The organism is Emticicia sp. BO119, from assembly GCF_013912375.1.
In the GTDB taxonomy this organism is placed as follows: Bacteria; Bacteroidota; Bacteroidia; order Cytophagales; family Spirosomataceae; genus Emticicia.
On record NZ_JACETV010000001.1, the window covers coordinates 247,164 to 269,702 of the forward strand.

General features: G+C 34.7%; 21 protein-coding genes. 18 read left to right on the forward strand and 3 right to left on the reverse strand.

Going from position 1 to position 22,539, the window contains the following annotated elements; all coding sequences use genetic code 11:
* The first annotated feature begins 12 nt into the window (after positions 1-12).
* The 7 genes from H1R81_RS01020 to H1R81_RS01050 all read left to right on the forward strand — a co-directional run bounded on the left by H1R81_RS01020 (position 13) and on the right by H1R81_RS01050 (position 7,941).
* Positions 13-765, forward strand: a complete 753-nt coding sequence (locus tag H1R81_RS01020) for a LytTR family DNA-binding domain-containing protein (protein ID WP_181838810.1) — start codon at positions 13-15, stop codon at positions 763-765.
* Between the two features lie 205 nt (positions 766-970).
* Entirely contained in the window at positions 971-2,332 is a 1,362-nt protein-coding gene (locus H1R81_RS01025; RefSeq protein WP_181838811.1) for an OmpA family protein, read from the forward strand.
* 10 nt (positions 2,333-2,342) lie between these two features.
* Entirely contained in the window at positions 2,343-3,041 is a 699-nt protein-coding gene (locus tag H1R81_RS01030) for a hypothetical protein (protein WP_181838812.1), read from the forward strand.
* 58 nt (positions 3,042-3,099) lie between these two features.
* Positions 3,100-4,488: a hypothetical protein gene (locus tag H1R81_RS01035; RefSeq protein ID WP_181838813.1), complete on the forward strand. Its 1,389-nt coding sequence runs from the start codon at positions 3,100-3,102 to the stop codon at positions 4,486-4,488.
* Positions 4,489-4,493: 5 nt separating this feature from the next.
* Positions 4,494-5,183, forward strand: coding sequence for a hypothetical protein (locus H1R81_RS01040; RefSeq protein WP_181838814.1), 690 nt, complete (start codon positions 4,494-4,496; stop codon positions 5,181-5,183).
* Between the two features lie 59 nt (positions 5,184-5,242).
* Positions 5,243-5,956, forward strand: coding sequence for a hypothetical protein (locus tag H1R81_RS01045; RefSeq protein WP_181838815.1), 714 nt, complete (start codon positions 5,243-5,245; stop codon positions 5,954-5,956).
* 68 nt (positions 5,957-6,024) lie between these two features.
* Positions 6,025-7,941 carry a histidine kinase gene (locus tag H1R81_RS01050; RefSeq protein ID WP_181838816.1) on the forward strand — a complete coding sequence of 639 codons (1,917 nt, stop codon included), beginning with the start codon at positions 6,025-6,027 and terminating at the stop codon, positions 7,939-7,941.
* A 65-nt stretch (positions 7,942-8,006) separates the two neighbouring features.
* Here the strand turns inward: H1R81_RS01050 and H1R81_RS01055 are convergent, their stop codons facing one another.
* On the reverse strand, positions 8,007-8,732 hold the full coding sequence (locus tag H1R81_RS01055; RefSeq protein ID WP_181838817.1) for a TIGR00730 family Rossman fold protein: 726 nt from the start codon (positions 8,730-8,732) through the stop codon (positions 8,007-8,009).
* 318 nt (positions 8,733-9,050) lie between these two features.
* Between H1R81_RS01055 and H1R81_RS01060 the strand changes: the two genes are divergently transcribed.
* From H1R81_RS01060 to H1R81_RS01105, 10 genes are all read left to right on the forward strand, one after another.
* Positions 9,051-9,860 carry an SDR family NAD(P)-dependent oxidoreductase gene (locus H1R81_RS01060; RefSeq protein ID WP_181838818.1) on the forward strand — a complete coding sequence of 270 codons (810 nt, stop codon included), beginning with the start codon at positions 9,051-9,053 and terminating at the stop codon, positions 9,858-9,860.
* A gap of 28 nt (positions 9,861-9,888) precedes the next feature.
* Positions 9,889-10,245 (forward strand): hypothetical protein, encoded by a 357-nt coding sequence (locus H1R81_RS01065; protein ID WP_181838819.1) that lies wholly within the window; start codon positions 9,889-9,891, stop codon positions 10,243-10,245.
* Positions 10,246-10,684: 439 nt separating this feature from the next.
* Positions 10,685-11,491, forward strand: coding sequence for a type II CAAX endopeptidase family protein (locus H1R81_RS01070; RefSeq protein WP_181838820.1), 807 nt, complete (start codon positions 10,685-10,687; stop codon positions 11,489-11,491).
* 456 nt (positions 11,492-11,947) lie between these two features.
* A complete protein-coding gene (locus tag H1R81_RS01075) occupies positions 11,948-12,223 on the forward strand; it encodes a heavy-metal-associated domain-containing protein (protein ID WP_181838821.1) in 276 nt (91 codons plus the stop codon).
* A 44-nt stretch (positions 12,224-12,267) separates the two neighbouring features.
* Positions 12,268-12,684, forward strand: coding sequence for an Hsp20/alpha crystallin family protein (locus H1R81_RS01080; protein ID WP_181838822.1), 417 nt, complete (start codon positions 12,268-12,270; stop codon positions 12,682-12,684).
* A 210-nt stretch (positions 12,685-12,894) separates the two neighbouring features.
* Positions 12,895-13,755 carry a universal stress protein gene (locus H1R81_RS01085; protein WP_181838823.1) on the forward strand — a complete coding sequence of 287 codons (861 nt, stop codon included), beginning with the start codon at positions 12,895-12,897 and terminating at the stop codon, positions 13,753-13,755.
* A gap of 119 nt (positions 13,756-13,874) precedes the next feature.
* Positions 13,875-14,096, forward strand: coding sequence for a DUF2892 domain-containing protein (locus H1R81_RS01090; protein ID WP_181838824.1), 222 nt, complete (start codon positions 13,875-13,877; stop codon positions 14,094-14,096).
* A gap of 384 nt (positions 14,097-14,480) precedes the next feature.
* Positions 14,481-14,885: a hypothetical protein gene (locus H1R81_RS01095; RefSeq protein ID WP_181838825.1), complete on the forward strand. Its 405-nt coding sequence runs from the start codon at positions 14,481-14,483 to the stop codon at positions 14,883-14,885.
* A 73-nt stretch (positions 14,886-14,958) separates the two neighbouring features.
* Positions 14,959-16,062, forward strand: coding sequence for a DUF6544 family protein (locus H1R81_RS01100; RefSeq protein ID WP_181838826.1), 1,104 nt, complete (start codon positions 14,959-14,961; stop codon positions 16,060-16,062).
* Positions 16,063-16,106: 44 nt separating this feature from the next.
* The gene (locus H1R81_RS01105) at positions 16,107-18,629 is read left to right on the forward strand and encodes a cation-translocating P-type ATPase (RefSeq protein ID WP_181838827.1); all 2,523 of its coding nucleotides are present in this window, start codon (positions 16,107-16,109) and stop codon (positions 18,627-18,629) included.
* Between the two features lie 418 nt (positions 18,630-19,047).
* Here the strand turns inward: H1R81_RS01105 and H1R81_RS01110 are convergent, their stop codons facing one another.
* Together H1R81_RS01110 and H1R81_RS01115 are read right to left on the reverse strand one after the other, a co-directional pair.
* Positions 19,048-19,605 carry a hypothetical protein gene (locus H1R81_RS01110; RefSeq protein ID WP_181838828.1) on the reverse strand — a complete coding sequence of 186 codons (558 nt, stop codon included), beginning with the start codon at positions 19,603-19,605 and terminating at the stop codon, positions 19,048-19,050.
* A gap of 207 nt (positions 19,606-19,812) precedes the next feature.
* Positions 19,813-20,652: a hypothetical protein gene (locus H1R81_RS01115; protein WP_181838829.1), complete on the reverse strand. Its 840-nt coding sequence runs from the start codon at positions 20,650-20,652 to the stop codon at positions 19,813-19,815.
* Between the two features lie 306 nt (positions 20,653-20,958).
* On the opposite strand from H1R81_RS01115, the gene H1R81_RS01120 reads away from it, so the two are divergent.
* Positions 20,959-22,536, forward strand: a complete 1,578-nt coding sequence (locus H1R81_RS01120; protein WP_181838830.1) for a Cas10/Cmr2 second palm domain-containing protein — start codon at positions 20,959-20,961, stop codon at positions 22,534-22,536.
* Positions 22,537-22,539: the final 3 nt, after the last annotated feature.

Here is a 22,539-nt window from a genome sequence, read left to right on the forward strand (position 1 = left end):
TTATTTAGAACTATGATAGAGGTTGTATTAATTGATGATGAAAAAGACAGCACAGAGACGCTGGATATATTACTAAAAGCAAAATTTCCGGATATACAGGTTATTGCTAAATTTAATGAACCACTGGCGGCCCTTGAGTTTTTACAAAAAAATCATTTCGATTTGTTATTTCTTGATATAGAAATGCCAACTCTGAATGGCTTTGATTTACTTCGTGAGGTTCAGAAAGATGATTTTGAAGTTGTTTTTGTAACCGCCTACGACCAGTTTGCTTTAAAAGCCTTTAAATATAGTGCTTTTGATTACCTGCTGAAACCCGTTGATCTGGAAGACCTGACTACCTGTATTGCAAAGTATGAAGAAAAAAAACTGCAATTAAAAGCCCGCTTAGAACATCTGCAAAAAATGGTTAGACAATCAGGCTCAGGAATTGATAAAATTGCTGTACCTACTTCGCAAGGATTTGAGTTTATCGAAATAAAAGATATTATTCGCTGCGAATCTGATGGCAACTATACCCGTATTTTCTTTATTAATCAATCTCCTATGCTGGTGTCTCGAACACTAAAAGATTTTGACGAGCTATTAGAAGACCAGAACTTTGTAAGGGTGCATCAGTCGCATCTTATTAGCCTTAAATACCTCCGTAAATATGTAAAAAGCGAGGGCGGTTATATTGAAATGCAAGATGGGACACAAATAACGGTTTCAAGAAGCCGTAAAGATGAACTATTAAATAAATTAAACTTTCTTACATTTAATTAATGAAGAAGTTCGATACTAATGTCTTCTGAATTATTAAAAATAATACCAAAAGTCTTCAAATTATAAATTCCCTGATTCGGAGTATGCCGGATACTCGATGAGAATAACTGCTTAATCATTCATATATTCTACTTAATAAATACCAGACCTCTGAAATTACCATTTACTATATCTTTGGAATACTATCAAACCAGTATTCCAGACCATGAAAAAACTTGCTTATTTATTTTTTGCCCTAATGATTGTGTCAGGCACAGCCTTCTCGCAGATTATCAATCCGAAGGAAACTGCTAAACGTAAAGCAAATGACCGTATTAATAATGGTATAGACCGTAATATTGATAAAGGTTTAGATAAAATTGAAGAAGGTATCGGGAGTATTTTCAAGAAAAAAGATAAAAAAACGAAGAAGTCGGCAGATGAAGATTCAGAAGAAGAGGTAGTAGACAACAAAACTAAAACAAAGAAAAAATCATCTGAAAGTGAAGAAGAAATGAATGAAGAAGCAGATGCGTCAGCTTCTAATAAAGCTACCGCAAAGGCTTCAACAAAAATTTCAATGAAATCTTACTCAAAGTTTGATTTTATACCCGGCGAAAAAGTAATCGCTGAAGAAGATTTTTCACAAGATGCTATTGGCGATTTCCCGGCTAAATGGAACACAAATGCCAGTGGAGAAATAGTAAGTGTTGAAGGAAATTCGTTTAAGTGGTTACAATTTCCTACTCAGGGGGTTTTTTATCCGGAGTTTATAAATGAATTGCCTGATAACTTCACCATAGAGTTTGATATGATGATTTCTGAAGAATTTGATAATAATGGTTCGGGTCTGAAAGTGATTTTTCCGGAGTTAAGCCAAAGGAATGCAGGCTATGATCAACACTTTAATGGTGAAGCAAGAACTAATTTTGATATACACCCATTACCAGAAGGCAAAGGAATATCCTATGCTTGGGTAATTGATAATAAGAATACTAAAACACTTGATAACTCTAATGAAATAAGCTGGAATGTCGGAGAACCTAACCGTATTTCAATCTGGCGACAAAAAAATCGTATAAGACTCTATATCAATGAACTTAAGATTTGGGATCTGCCAAGAGCCTTCATTACAGATGTAAAATACTCGTTACTTTTTGCTACTTATACTAACGGAGGGTTGCCTTACATTACTAACTTACGTGTAGCGGTAGGTGCTCCTGATACGCGTAATAAACTACTGACCGAAGGTAAACTGGTTACCAGAGGAATATTATTTGACATAAACTCCGACAAACTCAAACCCGAATCTTATGGGGTGCTGAAAGAAATTGGCACGGTACTGAAAGAAAATCCAACATTAAAAGTAAAAATAATCGGGCATACGGATAGTGACGGCGATGATGCCAAAAATCTTGATTTATCGAAACGCCGTGCTGCTGCCGTAAAAACAGCACTTAGTACCGAATTTGGTATTGCTGCCTCACAAATGGAAACCGATGGCAAAGGTGAAAGCGAACCTTCAGAACCTAATAACACAGCCCAAGGCAAAGCCAACAACAGAAGAGTAGAATTTATTAAACTTTAAATAAGAATTGATGAAAAAACTACTTTTAATCTTGTGCTATGTCAGTAATGCTGCTATTGGGCAGGTAGGAATGGTATCGGCTGATTCGGCTACGTTGAGCGGTACTGTTAGGTTTGCAAATGGCATTGTAGAGATAGAAACCAAAAATCCGGTTGCCAGATTTATGTGGTTTGCCAATTTGTATAATTTACCTGACCCGGATTTATATGAAAAAAAACAAGTAGGTGAAATAACAGCCGACCACACAAATGGTATGGTTACATCTTCCTTTAACCTGCCTGTAAAACTAAAGAGTTATAGTGATTCAACAAGTTCTGATTTGTCAATTTTTCCCAACGGGGATATGACTTATCGACCCGTTGCAAGTAATGCCTCCGCCAAATTTACAAGTGTTGGCTTTACCAGGCTTGGAGAAAATGCCCCTGCTATTAAGATGAGAAAAATTACTGGAACAACCGCCTCATCTCAGGGGGGCAATGTAACAATTCCTTTAGGTATTGCTTCTTATAAAATATTGGGAGTACAAGTACTGGTGGAATATGGAGCAAATTCTTTTCTCTCAGCAAATTATGGAGCAGCTGATGGATATGAATTTAATTATTTTATCTACGGAGGTATATCCGGAGCTATTTATATCCTGAATAAACCAGGTAACAGTACTAATATATTATCTAAACCTTTCAAGGTTTTAGTCACTTACGAAGATTGATTAAAAAATGCGAATAAAAATTTTAATATTTTTTTTGTCCTGTCTAAGTGTACAGGTAATGGGTCAATCAGTAACTGTTGAGCCGGGTAGAAGCATTTTTGCCAATTCAACAATTGGAACCGAAATCAGATCGGAGCATACAAAACCGCTAAAAATTACTTCAGACTTACACCTTACGCCAATTGACTTTTATAATTACTCCCAATTGCATGGGCGTATCCGAACATCGTATAGTAGTATGCAGATTTATGGAAAAAACGGCGTTTTGCTATTCCCAAGTGTGGACTCTACTATTGGCCCAAAGTTTAATCTGAATGCCAATGGTAAACTGGTTTTGGCCGACAACGCCAGCGATGGCTTTTATAGGCTCAATGTCCTCGAAAATGATGAAAACGTTGCTTTTTTTGGTAATACTAATGGTAATGCCACTATCAGTCTGAATAACAAGGCTTATTTGACATCAGGCACAGGTAATTTTAAAATTGCCACAGATGCCGCAGTAACGATTGAATCCAGCACAACTGGTTCTTTTCTGTTCAGGTCTGATAATCTAAACCGTTTTATCATTAATGGTAATAATGGTTTTACAGGTATCGGCACGAGCACCCCAAAATATGCATTTCATGTGGAAGCTAAAAGTGATACATTAGCTAAATTTAAGAATACCCTCAATAGTTTCTCTCAGATACTCATCCATGACCAGCTAACCTTGAGAGCAGGGAAAATCTTTTCAGGAGGTTTGCTTGATGATTTTGGGGCATTATCTACCAAAGGCTTTTTATTTTTTACCTCAGCTAAACAACAAAACTATAACGTAAATGGTAATTACGCCATGCGGATAGATGACGATGGAATGGTGACTGTCAGACCCATCTATTCTGGTAGTGATTATATTCCCGCCAAGGCTAATCTTGATGTAGGCGGAACCATACGTTCCAATATTCTGGATTTTACAGAAGTAAATGCGCTCGAACGTCGGCCAGTATTTGCCGACAAAGACGGGATTCTACGAATAGATAATAGCTCAAATCAATATATGAGTTATAATTTCAGCCATGTACAAGTGCAGGACTGGGACGACGAATTACGCAAAGGTAGTGGATATGCCTGGTTTAATACCACCACAACTGGCGGAACGATGTATCTGCCTGTTAATCTCCCTGATGGAGTAAAAATAACAAATATCCGGATGTATGTTTTAGACAACTCAGCATCAGACATATCGTTTACTTTTAGCCGTAACGCACATACAACTAATAATTTTACCACCATTGCCACAGCGACAAGTAGTGGTGCGATTAGTAGTATAAGAAGTATCAATAGTGTTGCTAATGAAACTATCAGTAATCTGGATAATTCGTATTATGTCAATGTCTCATCTGTTGGTAACTGGACAGGTGATACTTTGCGCTTTCATAGTTTAGTCATTACGTATCAATACCAATAAAAGTCATGAAAAAAATTATTTTATTTTTTTTGCTGAGTGTTTTCAGCATTACTCAATCGTCTTTAACGATAGATGATTCAGATAAGTCCTCTTTTATTAAAACAGATGATTGTTTGCTGTCTTATCAGCCTAAATTAGACCACCTTTTGCCTTTGGCAACAATAAAGAGATATTATACTATTAACATATCAGAAGCAAAACTTTCCTATCAACCATCAAAAAATGGTAACTACGATAGAGATTCTTACAGTTATAGATGGCCGAGCGATCGGAAAATGAAGGGGTTTGACTTTTATCAATCAAATGAAATTGGGTTAAAATGGGTAAAAATTATTGATTTTTATAAAGAGAAAGAACCTCCGCTAATCACATTCAATCATTTATATAGAAACCCCTCAGAAGCAGACAAAGAAAAGGCTTTTCAGGAAGCGGATAAAGAATTAGTAAAACGCGGAGTACCCCAGAAAGATGTGCAGAATACAGTTAAAATAGCAAAAAATCTTGCCTCTACTACCAGGTATCTGAGGATAGAGGGAGTTGGTGATGCAGCAGCTTGGGAGTATAGCAGTAATTATCTGATTGTGTTATCCGGAAAAGTTACTTTCAGAGTAATTGTGAATGTAAGTGCTAATACCGATGAAAATATCGCTATTGCGCAGAGACTTGCATTAGAGATTTTGAAAAAATGTAAATAACATCTGGCAATAACTTTAAACTTTATTTATTAAAGAATATATTTAGAAATACCCAAGCCATGAATAAACTAACTTTCACTTTAAAGAAAAACTTTTTTATCTTAACTCTGATACTGACTCTTGATTTCGAAGCTTTTGCTCAGAGTAATGAAAAACCCAAAGTAGCTTTTTGCCAACGTCCGGAAGGTTGTGTTTTTTATGACCACCCATTTAGTTATAAACAATTAGATTTAATGTTTAATTATTTGGGTGATTATGAAAATAGAAAAGGTATTTTAACATTCGTAACTGATGCTACTGGCGAAAGAATGAATTATCCGGACCGAAAAAGATCTCCAAAAGAATTGAATGAGTATTTTGGGGGTAAAGGTGAGCCCTTAGTAGTGCCGTGGTCGTTGTCTATTCATCAGAATATACAACCAGAAGACGGTAAGTGGACTATAGCAAACGAAAAACCGCAGGTAAGAAATTGCCCAAAAGGTGTTGAAACGCAACTGGAAAAAGCCAGAATGATTGAAAGTGGTAATAAAGTATTTGATAAGCCCTTCTCGCCCTTTACCCTATTACCAGCCAGGGAGGCAAAATGGTTTCCGGTAGAACCCAATATCTACAAGTGTATATTGCAATTGACAGAAAGCGATGTTGTTACAACAGTTTATGATGTAAAAGTATTAACCCCTAAAACTATGGAAGGCACTATGAATTATACATTCAAGATACCCAACTTGCCAACCTGCCGGATAAAAGTAAATTTTAAATACACAAAAAACTAAGATAATCTGCCTAAGATTTACCAATTTGGCAATATTATTTATTTAAGGGTTCATGATTTTCTGGCTGAATGAGTAGAGAATACCTAAAGATAGCCTTGTTTTTATGGGTAACTTTTCCTGTGTTCGGGAAGAGAGACACATTGATTGTAAAAGATGATTCTGATTACTCTCCACTATTTTATTGGAGTGAAATTTATACTTCATCATCTGTTGAAACGATTAATGAGGTAAGAAAAAAAAATCAATGGCAGACCCTTACTAAAGAATTTCAGATTCCCGGAAATCAGACCGTTTGGATAAGATTTTATCTGAAAAATCCACTGGATACTTCTCAGCAATATTTTATCAGGAATCCAGATAATGAAATCAGTGATTATTATATTTTCGGGCAGCGAAAAAAAGTAATTCATTTTAGAAACGGAGAGTTCGTTTCTACTTTAAACATGAATGAAACCGGACTACTGGGTGTAGGTACTATTACAATTGCCGCCAACGAAACAGTTGAAGTATATATTAAAGCTTCCAATCATGAAGGTGTTTTGCCATTTTTACGAGTTTTTCCACAGAAAAATATCAAGACCACCTATGCGCTATTAAATCAAAAAAGATTCGAACAATGGCTTAATAATTACTATGCCCATAATCTGGAAGAATTACAGGTAAGAACCTTTTACCAAGGGGCTCTTGGAATCATTATGGCCATTGCCTTCCTGATTTTTTACAGAAACCGACAGGAAAAAATCTATAAGTATTATTTACTTTATGTGCTTTCTGCATTTGCCTTTACTTTGTTCAAGAGCCGAAGCTTTACTTATATAGGCCAACTACTGGGTTTGATACCTATTGTGAAATTTTATGCCGCCGAAACTATTATGTGGTTAGGGTTTGCAGTATATCTGTTTTTTGTTGCCGAACTACTTGATCTTAACAAAACTCATCCTGATTTCCAGAAGTTTCTTCACAGACTCGGTAAAATTTTCACAATTTATAGTCTCTCAATATTTGCCTGGCTTCTATTAACGAATGACTCTGGGTTGCAAAAATGGTTGTTTAACAATAACCGTATTCCGCTTTTTCTGTTCTATGCAGGAATATTGATTTATATAGCCCGCAATGTTCGCTCATCAATGGTGAAATACCTGATTATCGGCAATGTGCTTCTTATTGTATTTGGCATGATTGCATGGTTAAAAGCGGGTATTTTAAACCATCAGCACTGGTATGGGGTATTCAATCATTTATTTACTCTTCCATTGGCTATTTTGCTCGAAATTATTGTCTTTGCTCTGGCGATAGCAAAAAAAATTGAAGAAGAAAGAAACGTTAAAACCGAATTGGAACAAAAAACCATGCAGGTAGAAATGATGGCTTTGCGAAGTCAGATGAACCCGCATTTTCTGTTCAATAGCCTGAACTCTATCAGATATATGGTAATGGTAAACGACAACGAAAATGCTACTGATTACTTGTCGAAATTTTCAAAACTATTACGCATGATATTAAATCATTCAGAAAAGAATGTAATTCGTTTGTCAGAAGAGCTGGTAGCACTACGATTATATCTGGATATAGAGAAAAGACGTTTTGGTGATAATTTCAACTACGCGATTATGATTGATGAACAGATTGAAATTGAAGCTTTGCAGATACCTCCTATGTTATTGCAACCATTTGTAGAAAATGCCATCTGGCATGGATTAATGCCAAGTACTAAGGCAGATAAAAGAATAGAGGTATTTGTCAAGAAAATTAACGATTCGATGGTAGAGTTTTTGATAAAAGACAATGGTGTGGGGCGGTTAAAAGCCAACGAACTGAAGCAGAAGTCAATGAAACAGCACCAGTCTAAAGGCACAGATATAACTAACCAACGAGTAGAATTATTTAACCGTAACTATCTGAATAAAATAAATATTACAATCAACGACTTGCATGAGCATAATATTTCAATAGGAACAATGGTCAGGGTCTTATACGAATTATAATCTGAGAAATACTATAAATCTCGTTTGCCATCTTCAGGATGTATCCAAATAGATTCTCTTCTTTTTTACTTTTCAAAAAGCCACTTAAATGGTACTATTCTTCTGTTTTTTGCAGGTAAAAGCTTAAAATCCTGGATAGAATATTTTTCAATGTGCGTCCGTGCTTCCTCTAAAGAATCTGTAAACAAAAATAGTTTTAGATCCGACTCATCAATAGTTCCTATTTGAGCCATATAATCTATTTGCTCTTTTAAGTTTGCATAATATGATGTGCCAAATAAAACGATGGGGAAACGCTTCATTTTACCAGTCTGGATTAAAGTCATTGCCTCAAACATTTCGTCCATTGTGCCAAATCCACCAGGAAAAACTACAAAACCATAAGAATACTTTGAGAGAAGTATTTTTCTGACAAAAAAGAAGTCAAATTCAACTACACGGTCTAAGTAAGGGTTAGGATGTTGCTCATGTTCAAGCACAATATTACAGCCTATTGATAACCCACCGGCTTCTTTAGCTCCTCTATTTGCCGCTTCCATGATGCCCGGCCCCCCGCCGGTCATGACTGTAAACCCCAGATCTGTTAATATCACACCCATTTGCCGGGCAAGTTGATAATAGTCATTATCTTCTTTGAACCGGGCTGAACCAAATACCGTAACACATGGCCCTACAAAATGTAGTTTTCTGAATCCGGCTATAAATTCAATAAAGGTAGAAAAGAGAAATTTTAATTCGTCCAAACGAGATTTAGGCCCCTCCAAAAAGTGACGTTCATTATTTTTTGCCATAAGTACGGTAACTACATTTTTGGCAAAAGTTGGCAAAGTTATTATTTCTAAAAATGATACAAATCACAATACCTATTATTATTAATCATAAACAACCTCAGGTGTATTATAACGAATGTATAGAGTTCAGCTCTTTTATTTAAAGGCAATAAAACAGATAATTTACCTGAAAAGCCTGTTTGGAATCATCAGAAGAAATGATTACAGTCATGTAATATTTTCTGTTGAGTAACTTAATTTGCCATATGTTCAGAGAGTGAAATTTCCTGAACTTTAAGAAAACCTTTGATCCCCAATTACAATAAGATTCACTATCTAATGAAAAATTCAATTGAGAAACTATTTAATTTAACAGGTAAGACTGCCATAGTAACCGGAGGGGCAATGGGTATTGGTAAAGGGATAGCTATAAAATTGGCAGAAGCAGGAGCATCTGTTATGATTGTCGATATTGTGGCTGATAAAGAAGCTTCTGAGACCATTGAGGAAATCAGGAATAATGAAGGGATTGTTGATTATATACAGATAGATTTAAGTATTACTTCTAATCTGCCTTTAGTCATTGAAAAAACTATTCAGGTCTTTGGCGATATTCACATTCTTGTAAATAACGCAGGTATATTTAATTATATGCCTGTTACTGAATTAACAGAAGAAGTATGGGATAAAACCATAAACCTGAATTTAAAAGCAGTTGCCTTTCTGTCGAAACTGGCTGTTAATACCATGATCAGTAAAAAACATGGAGGGAAAATAATCAATATTTCATCAATTGATAGCTTAAAACCTACAGGTAATCTGGCTCAGTATGATTCCTCAAAAGGAGGCGTCAGAATGCTTACAAGGTCCTTTGCTAAAGAAGTAGGGAAATATGGTATAACCGTAAATGACATAGCACCAGGAGGTGTAAATACACCGGGGGTTCAGAAAATTGCAGGAACCAATTTGTCAAAGGAGCAAATGGAGGCAACAAAAGTACAAATGGAGCAACTAATGAAAATGCTACCTATGCAAAGAATGGGTGAGCCAGAAGATATAGGAAATACCGCTTTGTTTCTGGCCAGTAGTGCCTCTGATTATATAACCGGAAGCACTATTATAGTTGATGGTGGGTTATTGCTGATGTAGTTAAACAAACCACTCTAATTTTATCATTATGGAAATCAATGTAAGAAAAGAAATGAGAGTGAATGAACTGGCAAAAACTTTTATTGAAAAATATCCATTGTTAAAAATGGAGATATACAATAATGGAGAAGAAATGAATAGGGATAGTTTTCATACTCTCGCAAATCTGTCCAGCAAAAAAGAACCTGAAAATTTCACAATTTTGCCAGATATGACATCCGGAAATGTGGAAAAGCTTTTTTGGGACAAGATGGGTTTGCAGGTAACAATTTTTCGAAGAATAGGTCATACCTGGTCGCCTCTTTCTTTTACCAACCACTTTACATTAGAATACCAGAATCGTATCACAGAAAATATGGCATCAGATTTACACAAACTTGATTGACATTCTATTTTAACCATTATCCGAAAAGTATCTGACATATTTCAATATCAAATTCCAGGCTTACTTCATATCATTAAGATATGATCATTAATACCCGTGAAAAATCATTTCGTATTATGATTACCGTTAGTTTTTATGTAAAAGTTGCTATTTACTTTTGAGCCTACAACTAAGCATACTTTAAGAGGAAAATAACAGTAATAAATTATTCTTGTGTTGCGTCGTCAGGTGGCAAATAATAATAGTTAAAATAATAAGTCATAGTGTGAAGGTTAAGTTAGGACTGAAAATTAGGGTTTGGTTTAAAAAAGACAGGTAATACCTGTCTTTTTTATGGTATTTTCAGAGAATCAATTAATAAAAACTCACCTGCCTGATATAGCTTATTGTATAGTAAAGTGGCTTGATAAGAGTAATTATTTCAAAAGATAAACTTATAATGAAACAATTAGTTACCTTCTTTGTACTCAGTTATTGTATCAGCTGGTTTATATGGCTTCCTTTTTACGGTCATTTATTCGGGTTAAACAACCTTTATGTAATACCTTATCAGCATGCCATAGGAGGTTTAGGCCCACTCTTGGCCTCTTTTCTTACAACATGGATATACCTCAAAAAAGATGGATTGAAGGTTTTGTTAAAACAGAGTTTTCGGCTTAAACCTTTAATCTACCTCTGTACTGCATTATTTAGTCCTTTTCTATTAGCTGTTTTTGCCGCAGTCATCAACAATCTTATAGCTAAAACGCCAGTTAACTTGTCTGCTCTATTTACTGTAAGAGAATTTCCTCATTTGAATACTCTTACTTTTTTTATTTATAATCTGGTTTTCTTCGGCTTTGGTGAAGAAGTCGGTTGGCGTGGCTTTGCCCTACCAAGGATTCAAGCAAAGAACACTGCTTTAGCAGCAAGTATTTTTCTTAGTTTTTTCTGGGCATTATGGCATTGGCCACTATTCTTTTACAGACCTAATTATATGACAATGGGCATTACAGGTGCAATAGGTTGGTTTTTTAGTTTACTTACAGGAAGTGTTCTGTTAACCTGGCTTTACAATGCCTCTCGCGCAAGTATCCTGGCTTGTGCTGTTTTTCATTCTACCGTCGACATCGTCTTTACTGCCGACTTTGCAGACAACGCAATTATAAATACTATGGGTTTTTTAATTACGATTTGGGGTATTCTTATTATAGTCATTTTTAAGGCTGATAACCTTTCTTCAAATAAACGTCAGGTACTTCCATAAAAGGTGGCTGGCTGTAATTTTTTCGGTGAAAATAATATAGAGGTCTGTTGTGCCAAAACCATAACATGAATTGTGGCTATCAGATGAATATGGTGTCTAAGTCTGCTCAAAATCATGTGATTTACTATTTCTGATCAGGTTTTTTTATTCTTTTATCCTGCAACTTTGTTTTGTTATTTGAGCGAAATAGAAAACAAGGGTCTCATCAACTTTCAGTTTTTTATCCGCATAATTTAATAACGCAGACCTGAAACTAATATTTTTAGAAAATGATGTAATCCTTCAGGATGATTTTTAAACTCACATACTGAAAATTTGGCCTTTAGCATAACCTGAATCTTGTTAATACTCATAAATTTCAACAGATACAGAATTTTCGCTACCAATTCATAATCTGAAAATTAAGTAGATGAAATGCATTCTCTTAAATAAATGCCAACTAAATAAACAAAAATCATGAACGCAGTAATTGATAAAATATATGTCGATAATCTGAAATGCAAAGGCTGTGCAAAAACTATCCAGGATTCACTGATGAATATGGTCGGAGTAATTTCTGTGTATTCCAACCCCGACGAAGGATGGGTGGAAATTGAGCACGAAGATTTCACAGATATTGAAAGTATTAGTGATAAACTGGCCGATCTTGGTTATCCAAAAGCCGGTACAACTAATCTTAGACAAAAAGCAGAATCATACTTTAGCTGTGCTGTAGGCAGGCTACGTCTTTAAACTGTTTTATACCTGTTTTTAAACAATTTATAATTCACCATATCATGAAATCAACCATCAGAAAATCATTACCCGATGTGACATCTTTTTTCGATGATAATTTATTTTTTTCGAATTTCTTGACTAAAGATAGCTTTCCGGCAGTAAATGTAAAAGAAAGCGAAAATGCTTTTGAATTAGAAGTGGTAGCCCCCGGAATTAAAAAAGATGGGTTTAAGTTAGAGATCGATAATGAAATTATGACAATTTCTGGAGAAGCCGAAGATATGAAAGAGAAAGAAACCAAAAAATACTACCGTAAGGAATATAATTTTGAGTCTTTTTCAAGACAGTTTGTCTTACCAGATAATCTTGATACAGATAAAATTGAAGCAAACTACACCGAAGGTGTTTTAAGAATAAATCTTCCTAAATTAAAAGAAGAGATAAAAACTGCAAAAAAGACAATTTCTATTGAATAATCAGATAGCTAAGGACGATTTGAAAAGGCAGTGCAATTAGTACTGCTTTTTTTATGTACCGACGTAGAATAATCGAGAAGGGCAAATTCAGAATTCTTTAAGCAAAGAACAATTTTCAGGCTGATTAAAATCATTTCTATACTTGCGTATAATCATAATTTAATTCTGGAAGGTAGCATAGATTTGTTTATTAATACATAGGCTCATATTATGAAGAAGATTCTCCTTGCTACAAATTTTTCGAAGTCATCAGAAAAAGCAATTCAGTATGCTTTTCACCAATTTGGTGATACTCCCTGTGAATTTACGCTTATGCACGCTTGCGATAAAACTCCTCTTTATGGGTCCGCCGAAATTGCATTCAATTTGATGGGAGAATTGTATCTGCGTGCTAAAGAAAAGCTGTCACATCAACTGAAGGAAATTAAAAAGCTTGATACAAGGGAAATTCATTCGTTTAAAACAGAGTTTATTGCTACTTCGACAGGCCGTGCCATTGAAATTCTGAATCGTAAACATCCTTATGACTTTGTAGTGGTAGGTGCCAGTGGAAAAGGAGAAGATATACTATTTGGAAGCACAGCTACTGAGGTTATCTTAAACACAAATGTAAATACGGTTGTTGTGCCTTCTGAGCTAAAACCCGGGCCTGTTAAAAATGTTGTCTTAGCAGTTGACTACTTACCTGTCCAGTCTTTTAGTCAATTTGATTCCTTAAAAGAATTTCTTCTTGAGAGAGAGGCTCAACTGACTTTATTAACCATAATCACAGATAATACCCTTTTTGGTGAAAGAGATAGCCAGACCCGAGACCAATATATCAACTATTTTGAGCCATTAAGTATAGCTACAGATCATATTTGGTCATCAGGTATTGAAGCCGGGATTATGGAATATCTTCAATTCAAAAGTACCGATTTGTTAGTAATGCTTACCCGGCATCATTCCTTCTACGATGTTATTTTTAATCGTTCAGTTACTCGGAAGTTTGCCTTTAATCCAACCCTTCCACTTATTAGTATTTCTGATACTATAACAATAGATACTAAGATGCAACTACTCACTTTGTAGCCAGAATCAGGCAACAAGGTAAAATAAGAACTAAAATAATAAACTGATTAAATTTATTCTTCTTATAGGATGTATAGATCATTTAAATACTCATCATTATCTTAATAAATTTTGTAATCATGAAAAAGAATGTTGGTTTTGTTGATAGCATTTTACGGTCATTAATTGCTATTTCTATTGGCATCTTATATTTAAACGGTATTATTTCCGGTACGATGGCAATAGTATTAATTACTATTGCTGTAATTTTATTCCTTACGGCCTTTCTGGGATTTTGCCCTTTATACTGGGCAGGAGGCATTTCTACTTGTTCTACCAGAAGAAAGCGCCTGAAAAGTTAAAAGCTTTATCTGCTCAGAATTTAACTAAGGGAAGTTTCTATGTATGATAAAGTTTGCCATAAATAGAAACTTACTTTGATTAAATTTTTAAACCCCTCGGAATATCTTTTTAGTAATACATAATTCTTAATACGATTATTGAATTGTGAAAGTAGTTCTTATTAGCGCTTAATTTATAAATTTTGCTGATTATTCAGGTTCATTCACGGCAGGTATTCTTCCTGACCCAATACTTACTTATCTGTTTTTCCTCATCTGTTTCAATGACCTTGCTCATAATTTATGATAAAAAAAATGAAGATTTTTGAGTGATGGAGAAGAAGATTATTGAATCAGAACTAAAGCCGAATACACATATTCGCTTAAGCAAAAGCCATTATTCACATGAAAACACATAACAATCAATTGCTGAACCCTATTCATCGGGAACGGAGACTCTGGCGGAACAAATTAGAGTTGATTGAACAGGATAATGATTTTTTATTAAACCTTCTGGTAACATTACAGATTGAGCATGTGATTACAGCAAGACACGACGCAAAAACAGCAATATTTTTTAATTATTTTCAACATGTATCTGATGTGGTTAAACATCTGAATGGGCTATTGCAGATTATTGATAAAGAAGCTAAGTTGAAAATCGAACCTGACAATGCTTCATCTGATGACAGGAACCCCTATCTTTCTATTTGCAAAGAGGAGATTAATTATCTTGAAAAGGAGTACCAGACTTTAAAATTTAATTTTGAGGCATTTGTCAAAAATTTATCCAGGCATAATAATAATTAATATACTTTTTTTTACCCTCGTATAAGAAAATGCCAATATCTTCATTTGAAATTAACCTCTTTTGTTAGTAGTTATGAGAATCGTATTTTTTATCTTTCTGGTTATCCATAGCTGTATTCATCTGATAGGTTTCCTTATAGCTTTCGGGTTATCCGAATCTACGATTCTTAAGCAACCGATCTCAAAAATAACAGGTATTTTATGGTTAGTAGCCCTCATTTTACTATTTTACTCTGCCCTGTTATTTATTTTTAAAAACCCTTATTGGATGCTTTATGGGGTATTCGGAATCGTTATTTCTCAGATAGTTATTTATTACTCGTGGCATGACGCCAGGTTCGGAACTATCATTAATATCATTATTCTTTTCGCTATCCTTATTCTTTACCCCACATGGAGGTTTAATAACAAATATAAAGAAGAAGTAAGAAAGAGTTTCAGACAGCTAACTACCCACCAGGAGACATTATTAAATGAAGTATCAATTAAACATTTGCCAGAGCCGGTTAAAAAATATCTGTATTACACTCAATCTGTAGACAAACCTAAAATTGAGGATTTTAAAGCCGAGTTTAGTGGAAAAATAAGAAAAAATAAACAATCTGAATGGATGCCTTTAACTTCAGAACAATATAATTTTATAGAAACCGCCAAACGCATTTTTTTTATGAAGGCTACCATGAAGCACCTGCCTGTAGAAGGGTTTCATTTTTTTAACAATGGTAGTGCTTTTATGGATATACGTTTATTATCTTTGTTTAAAGTTCAGTACCAATCAGGTGATGAAATGGGGAAAGCCGAGACCGTAACATTTTTTAATGATATGTGTTGCCTTGCCCCTGCCACGCTGATAGACAGTAGAATTAAATGGTTAGAGACCAGAGGAAATCAGGTGAAAGCGTCTTTTACGAATAACCATATAACTATTGTGGCGTGGTTATATTTTAACGACAACGGAGAACTCATCAATTTTGTTTCAGATGATCGGTACGCCTTTGAAGAAGGAAATGCGATGAGAAAAATTCCGTGGGAAACTCCTCTCAAAAATTATAAAGAAAGAAACGGATATAAATTAGCCAGCTATGCTCAGGCTATATACAAATATCCCGAAGGAGATTTATGTTATGGAATTTTCAATATCTCCAATGTTCAATACAATTGTGATATACCTGAATAATTGATTATTACTTAGAAAATTTTATTTATAAATAACTTTTTACTTTGATAAATAACTTATTTAATATTCAAGGGTTAAGCAATGAAGAAGTCCTTATTTCTCGTCAGAAACACGGGGCAAATCAGTTAATTTACAAAAAGGAAAATGATTTTATCCGTGTTATAAAAAGCTTGATTAAAGAGCCAATGATAATTTTGTTATTGGCTACTTCTTGCATTTATTTTATTAATGGATCCATTTCTGATGGTGTTTTTCTCGCTTCAGCCATTATTCTTGTTTCTCTCATTTCTATTTATCAGGATACCCGAAGCCTGAATGCTTTAGAAAAACTAAAAAACTACAGCCAGTCAACCTGTAAAGTTATCAGGAACGGGGAGGTTATTGCTATTCCGAGCGAAGAGTTGGTAATAGGAGACAAATTGGTAGTGGAAGAAGGCACTTCTGTAACCGCCGATGGCATCATTATTCATGCAAATGATTTTTCTGTAAATGAATCAATTCTTACCGGGGAGTCTCTTCCTGTTTTCAAAGACCACGACAAACAAGACCACTTCATCTATCAAGGTACTACAGTATCAAGCGGATTAGCTATTGCTACTATTACAGCGATAGGAAATAAGACTCGCTTAGGGCAGATTGGGAAAAGCATTGAAAACATTGAAGAAGAGAAGACTCCGTTAGAGTTGCAGATAAACAACTTCGTGAAAATGATGATCTTCGTAGGGCTTATTATCTTCATTATTGTCTGGCTCATAAATTATATTACCTCTCATCATATTTTAGATAGTTTACTACAGGCACTTACTTTAGCAATGAGTATTTTACCTGAAGAAATTCCTGTTGCTTTTACCACTTTTATGGCGCTTGGTGCCTGGCGACTCATGAAAACCGGAATTATTGTAAAACAAATGAAAACCGTTGAAACCCTTGGTAGCGCTACGGTTATTTGCACTGATAAAACCGGAACACTGACTGAAAATAAAATGAGCCTGGCAGATATTTTTGTTGTTGGTTCTCAAAAAATAACCAACCCGGATGAGGTTTTAAGCAATAAAGAAAAAGAACTGATTAAACTAGCCATGTTTGCCAGTGAACCTATTCCATTCGACCCGATGGAAATAGCCTTACACAATGCTTATGTCAGAATTGCAGACATTGATGAAAGGCAGCTTTATAAAATGATTCATGAATATCCGTTAGAAGGAAAACCACCAATGATGACTCATTTATTTGAGAACGGACAGAAAGATAGAATTATAGTAGCCAAAGGTGCACCTGAGGCTATTATGAGCGTTTGTTATCTGACAGCAACTGAAAAGAAACAGATCGAGGAGAGCATCAGAGTTATCACTTCAAATGGATATAGGGTATTAGGAGTAGGGGAAGCAAATTTTGAGGGAACAGATTTCCCTGAAAAACAACAGGATTTTAAATTTACGTTCAAAGGTATTGTTTCTTTTTACGATCCTCCAAAAAAGAATATTCCAGAAGTATTAAAGAGTTTTTATGAAGCAGGAATAGAGGTGAAAATTATTACAGGCGATAATGCCGCCACTACTGCTGCTATTGCAAGGCAAATCGCTTTTAAAGGCTATGAGCAAAGTATATCCGGCGACCAACTGATGCAATTGTCTGAAACAGATCTGCAAAAAGTAGTGAAAGAGACAAATCTTTATACAAGAATGTTTCCAGAAGCCAAGCTAAGAATCATTAATGCCCTGAAAAGGAACCATGAAATTGTAGCCATGACAGGCGATGGAGTAAATGATGGACCTGCATTAAAAGCCGCACATATTGGTATTGCAATGGGTAAAAAGGGAACAGAAATAGCAAAACAGGCCGCCTCACTTATTTTATTAGAAGATGATTTATCAAGAATGGTCGATGCTATCGCTATTGGTAGAAAAATATATGCAAACCTGAAAAAAGCCATTCAATATATTATCTCTATTCATATCCCGATTATTCTGACAGTTTTTCTGCCTTTGGTTTTAGGTTGGATTTACCCCAATATTTTTTCTCCGGTCCATATCATTTTTTTAGAACTTATTATGGGTCCTACATGCTCAATTATCTATGAAAATGAGCCCATAGAAAAGAATACAATGATTCAGAAACCAAGACCTTTTACTAATACGTTTTTCAACTGGAAAGAGCTGATCAACAGCATCTCGCAAGGGTTTTCAATAACAGCAGGTACTCTTTTTATTTATCAATATGCTACCTATCAAGGATTTAACGAATCCATTACCCGGACAATGGTATTTATTACCCTGATAGCAGCGAATATATTTCTGACTTTAGAAAACAGGTCGTTTTACTATTCAGTTTTTACAACAATGCGATACAAGAATAACCTGATTGCGGTTATCATAAGCATTACTGTAATACTCACTGGGCTTATTCTTTATATTAAGCCATTGTCTGATTTTTTTCAGTTTTATCCACCAACACTATCGCAATTATCACTTAGTGTCGTGGTCGGATTTACAGTGGTTGTCTGGTTTGAAATAATTAAACTTGGTAAAAGAATGAGACTTCCAACGCGCAGATTAAATAATTCGTAATTTTATGTATCCTCAAATTGTAAGTTAGATTGTAACTCATAGGATTGTTGAAGCCCATGTTTTTGTAATAAACCGTGGATTTACGAATGCAATATCACAAAAAAGCGCATGCACAATGTAACTTTTTGTACGCATACGATTAGATACCCCTTTTACCTTAGGTTCTGTCAAATGGTTTTTAATTCCAGGCTAAAGCTGTTTCTAAGAAATGTCGTTTCGGCGATCCGATTCATCAAGGGCGCAAAAATTTTGTTTTTTCACTAAAAGGCTTTAAATCATATACGTCTTTAATAACTTGTTTCTTAAACTCTTCAAAATCAGATTCTTCTTTCTGTTCCATAAAAAAACTGTGCTTAAAGTAAAATTAACATTTTAGCTAAATTTTACATTAACACAGTTTAATTTACAATCTCTTTACCTAAAATAATAAAACCCTTACCTCAGATAAAAAGGCGGTAAACATTTTGAAAAAAAAGTGTTTTCTTTCTACGCAAAGAATTTTAAATGGCTTTACTTTTCCGAAAACCAGCACCTCTCCATTATATAATTCTACATTTAACACCCTTCTCATTCGGTTATTAAAAGCGGTTACTACACCTCCACCAAGAATATATTTTTTCTTCTTTGCACGAGCCTCAAACAAAGAACGAATCAAAATCGATAATCTTTGAATGGGGTTAGTGTGTTTTTCAAAAAAAATAAAAGTAATCTCGGCACATTCTTCTTCTTTATAGCCTTGCTTCAAAATGTTTGAACGCTGTTCGAAAGAGAGGAAATCATAATACCTTAAACTCTGATTCTGGTTGGTTGTTGAAACTACATAACCTCCCAAAAACTGATGTTTAGTATCATAAAACATTCTTGGTCTGGCATTATCAAGATAACTTAGATTATTGGTGGTGTTACCTGAAGCTCTATCATAAGATTTTGCAAAAAATAATACATCTAATGGGTTTTCAGCTAATTTACTCTTCATTTTATTAAAAAATTGATTGCCAATTTTTCAATGAGAGCCTGACCCGATATTTGTCTTATATTTCTTGCATTTTACGATTTAACAAGCCTATTACGGTTACATTTATTACAAAATTTGCTTCAAAATTACGTATAATTCCAATATTGCAATGGTGTTATAATACAAATGGTTTAAGTGTATGTCCGAAGGTTATTTTTAGGGATAAAATTATACAAAGCCATTTTTTTTCATCAGTATTGCTATACTTTTGGCACTATCAATTTCAGAGTCGTTGAAGAGTAGCCTCCCTTTTTTGATAATCCTTTTTTTTAGAGTATTAATTGTACCTGTCTGATTTTTAAAAATGGCTGCCAGATCTGAAGATTTTATATCCGGTTGATAAGCTATCTTACGTATAATCCGTATTTCCTGGATACTGAAAAATATTTTATTGGCTTCAAAATACAAAGATGCATTCTTGTGTAGTAAATCTTCAAGGTTGAACATTTTGTCACCATTAGCATCTATTATTCTTGGAAGTAGTTCAGGACTTATATCATCAAGATAAGGATTTATGACAGTAAATTCATTGAAATAATGAGTAAGTTCCTGACGGATTTTGTCATAACGCCATTGCCACGGGCTTAATGCCCGTTTGCATAAAACATAATGTCCTTTCGAATGCCTTAAAGCAACGTCGACTACATATCTTTGTTCTCTGAAACCTACCCTGAAACCCTTAGAACTAACTATCTGGAAAGTTATTTGCGCTAAATGTGTTAAAAATTCCAGATAGCTGGGATGAATAATACTCAGGTACTTTTCAAGAGTAAACTCTTGTTCACCGTAGCCCAGCCACCTCTCAACTCCATGAGCATGTTCAATCCTGCTTTCAATTGAAGACACTACAAAAAAAAACTTTTCGTGCCTGATGACCTCCTTCATTGATTCAAGCTCATTTTGCTGCTCTTCAATGCTTATGGCCTCTGGTAACTCTTCATACTTTTTTCTCGTAATTGCTTTTTTTGCCCGTTCAATCTGATCGCTTTGTGTTTTAGAAGAGAGCATAAGTATTTGTATATAGGATAGATACAAAAATATAAAAATCTGAAAAAATACTTGTCCCAATCAATAAATTTTATTTAACTTTAGATTTGTGACAATAAAATATTCTCTTAGGAGTCGTTTTAAAACTTATTAGGTGCTGACAAAGAACTTAATATCAGATTCGTATATCTAATAAGGTTAAATACTTATACTGACTTGCATCTTAAATTAAGAACTTTTCTTTGCAAGGTTTTTAGTTTGCTGTAGATGAATACAGCGCCTTTTTATATTAGATACCACAATTTTATTTTTTAATTATAAAAACAAATGAGCTATTTTTTATATGGTGCCAGTGTACAGGGCATCCAGGATTTTATTTTCCAGACCAATAAACTAAAAGAAATTGGTGGAGGAAGCGAATTGGTAGAACAAATCTGTTCCTCGAAATTTTTTGAAGAAGCCGGTATCCTTCCGAATGATGGAAACATTATCATCAATGCGGCAGGCAATATAAAATATCTTTTCGAAGATGAAGTAAAATGCAAGGCATTAGTCAGAAAATTTCCTAAATCAATTGCTGAATTTGCTCCTGGAATTACCCTTAGTCAGGCGGTTGTGAAGTTTGATGAATCTGAGAAACTTTCAGATGCCATCAATAAACTTGAAGATAGTCTAAAAGCCCAACGGAATAAAGTTCAAAGTCCGTTTGAGATAGGATTTATGGGTTTAGAAAGAGCAAGGCGAACAGGAGGGGTGGGGGTGGAGTATTTAGAAAATGAAGTTATAGACGCTTCAATTCAAGCAAAATTAGATGCGTTTGATGAATCTATTAAACGCATTAAACCAAGCAATTCTAAAGCTCCTGGAGAGGGCAATTCTGAAATTTACTCTAATTTATATCTGAAATTTTTCGGTGGTAAGCTAAAGGCGCAACAAATTCCTCTTGATCTTAATGAAATAAGCAAAGATTCCTCGAACCCTTGGCTGGCTGTAATCCATGCCGATGGAAACGGGTTAGGCAAGCTGGTTCAACAGTTAGGGAACGTTTTAAAAGAAAAAGATACTGAACTATCAAAAAATACGTTTGCGAGATTTTCAAGAGAATTGGATAATGCTACACAGACCGCGGCCAAAAGAGCATTTGAAAAATTAGACTTAATAATATCAACAGAAGAAAAATACCCTCTCCGCCCAATTATTTTAGGTGGTGATGACATCACACTGATTATCAGAGCCGATTTAGCCTTTGATTTTACTGTAAATTTTTTAGAAGAGTTTGAGAACCAAACGGAAAGTAAATTATCATTTCTAAGTAAAGATTTTGGATTGACAGAATTTGAAGAAGGCCTGACGGCCTGTGCAGGCATTGCTTATATAAAATACTCATATCCCATTCATTATGGTTTACATCTGGCAGAAGAGTTAACCAAGAAGGCCAAAAGAACCTCCAGAAGCACAGTGCCTGAAGGAGTATTAGCTCCATCGAGCCTTTCATTTTATAAAGTCCATTCTTCTTTTATTGAAAATTTGGAGGAAATAGAGAAAAAGACTTTAACTGCCGGAAGTTTGAGCTTTGATTACGGTCCTTATTTTCTAAGCGAACGCTATAACCATCCAACGGTCAATAATCTGTCAGACCTTATAAAGGTATTAGAAGCCAGTAAAGACGAAAAATCGAAGGGTGTCTCGAAGCTAAGGCAATGGGTTTCCGAACTCTACAAAAATGAATCAACTGCTGATTTTATGTTAAAGCGTATGAAAGAAATTGATGGGGACTTCTTCAAAAAAATGAAGTTGGATTCAGCTATTGCAAAAGAAGACATGACTAATGCGGATGGCAAAACAACCGGGCTTAAAGGAAAAACAATTATATATGATGTACTACAATTATTCTCATTTTTATAAGAT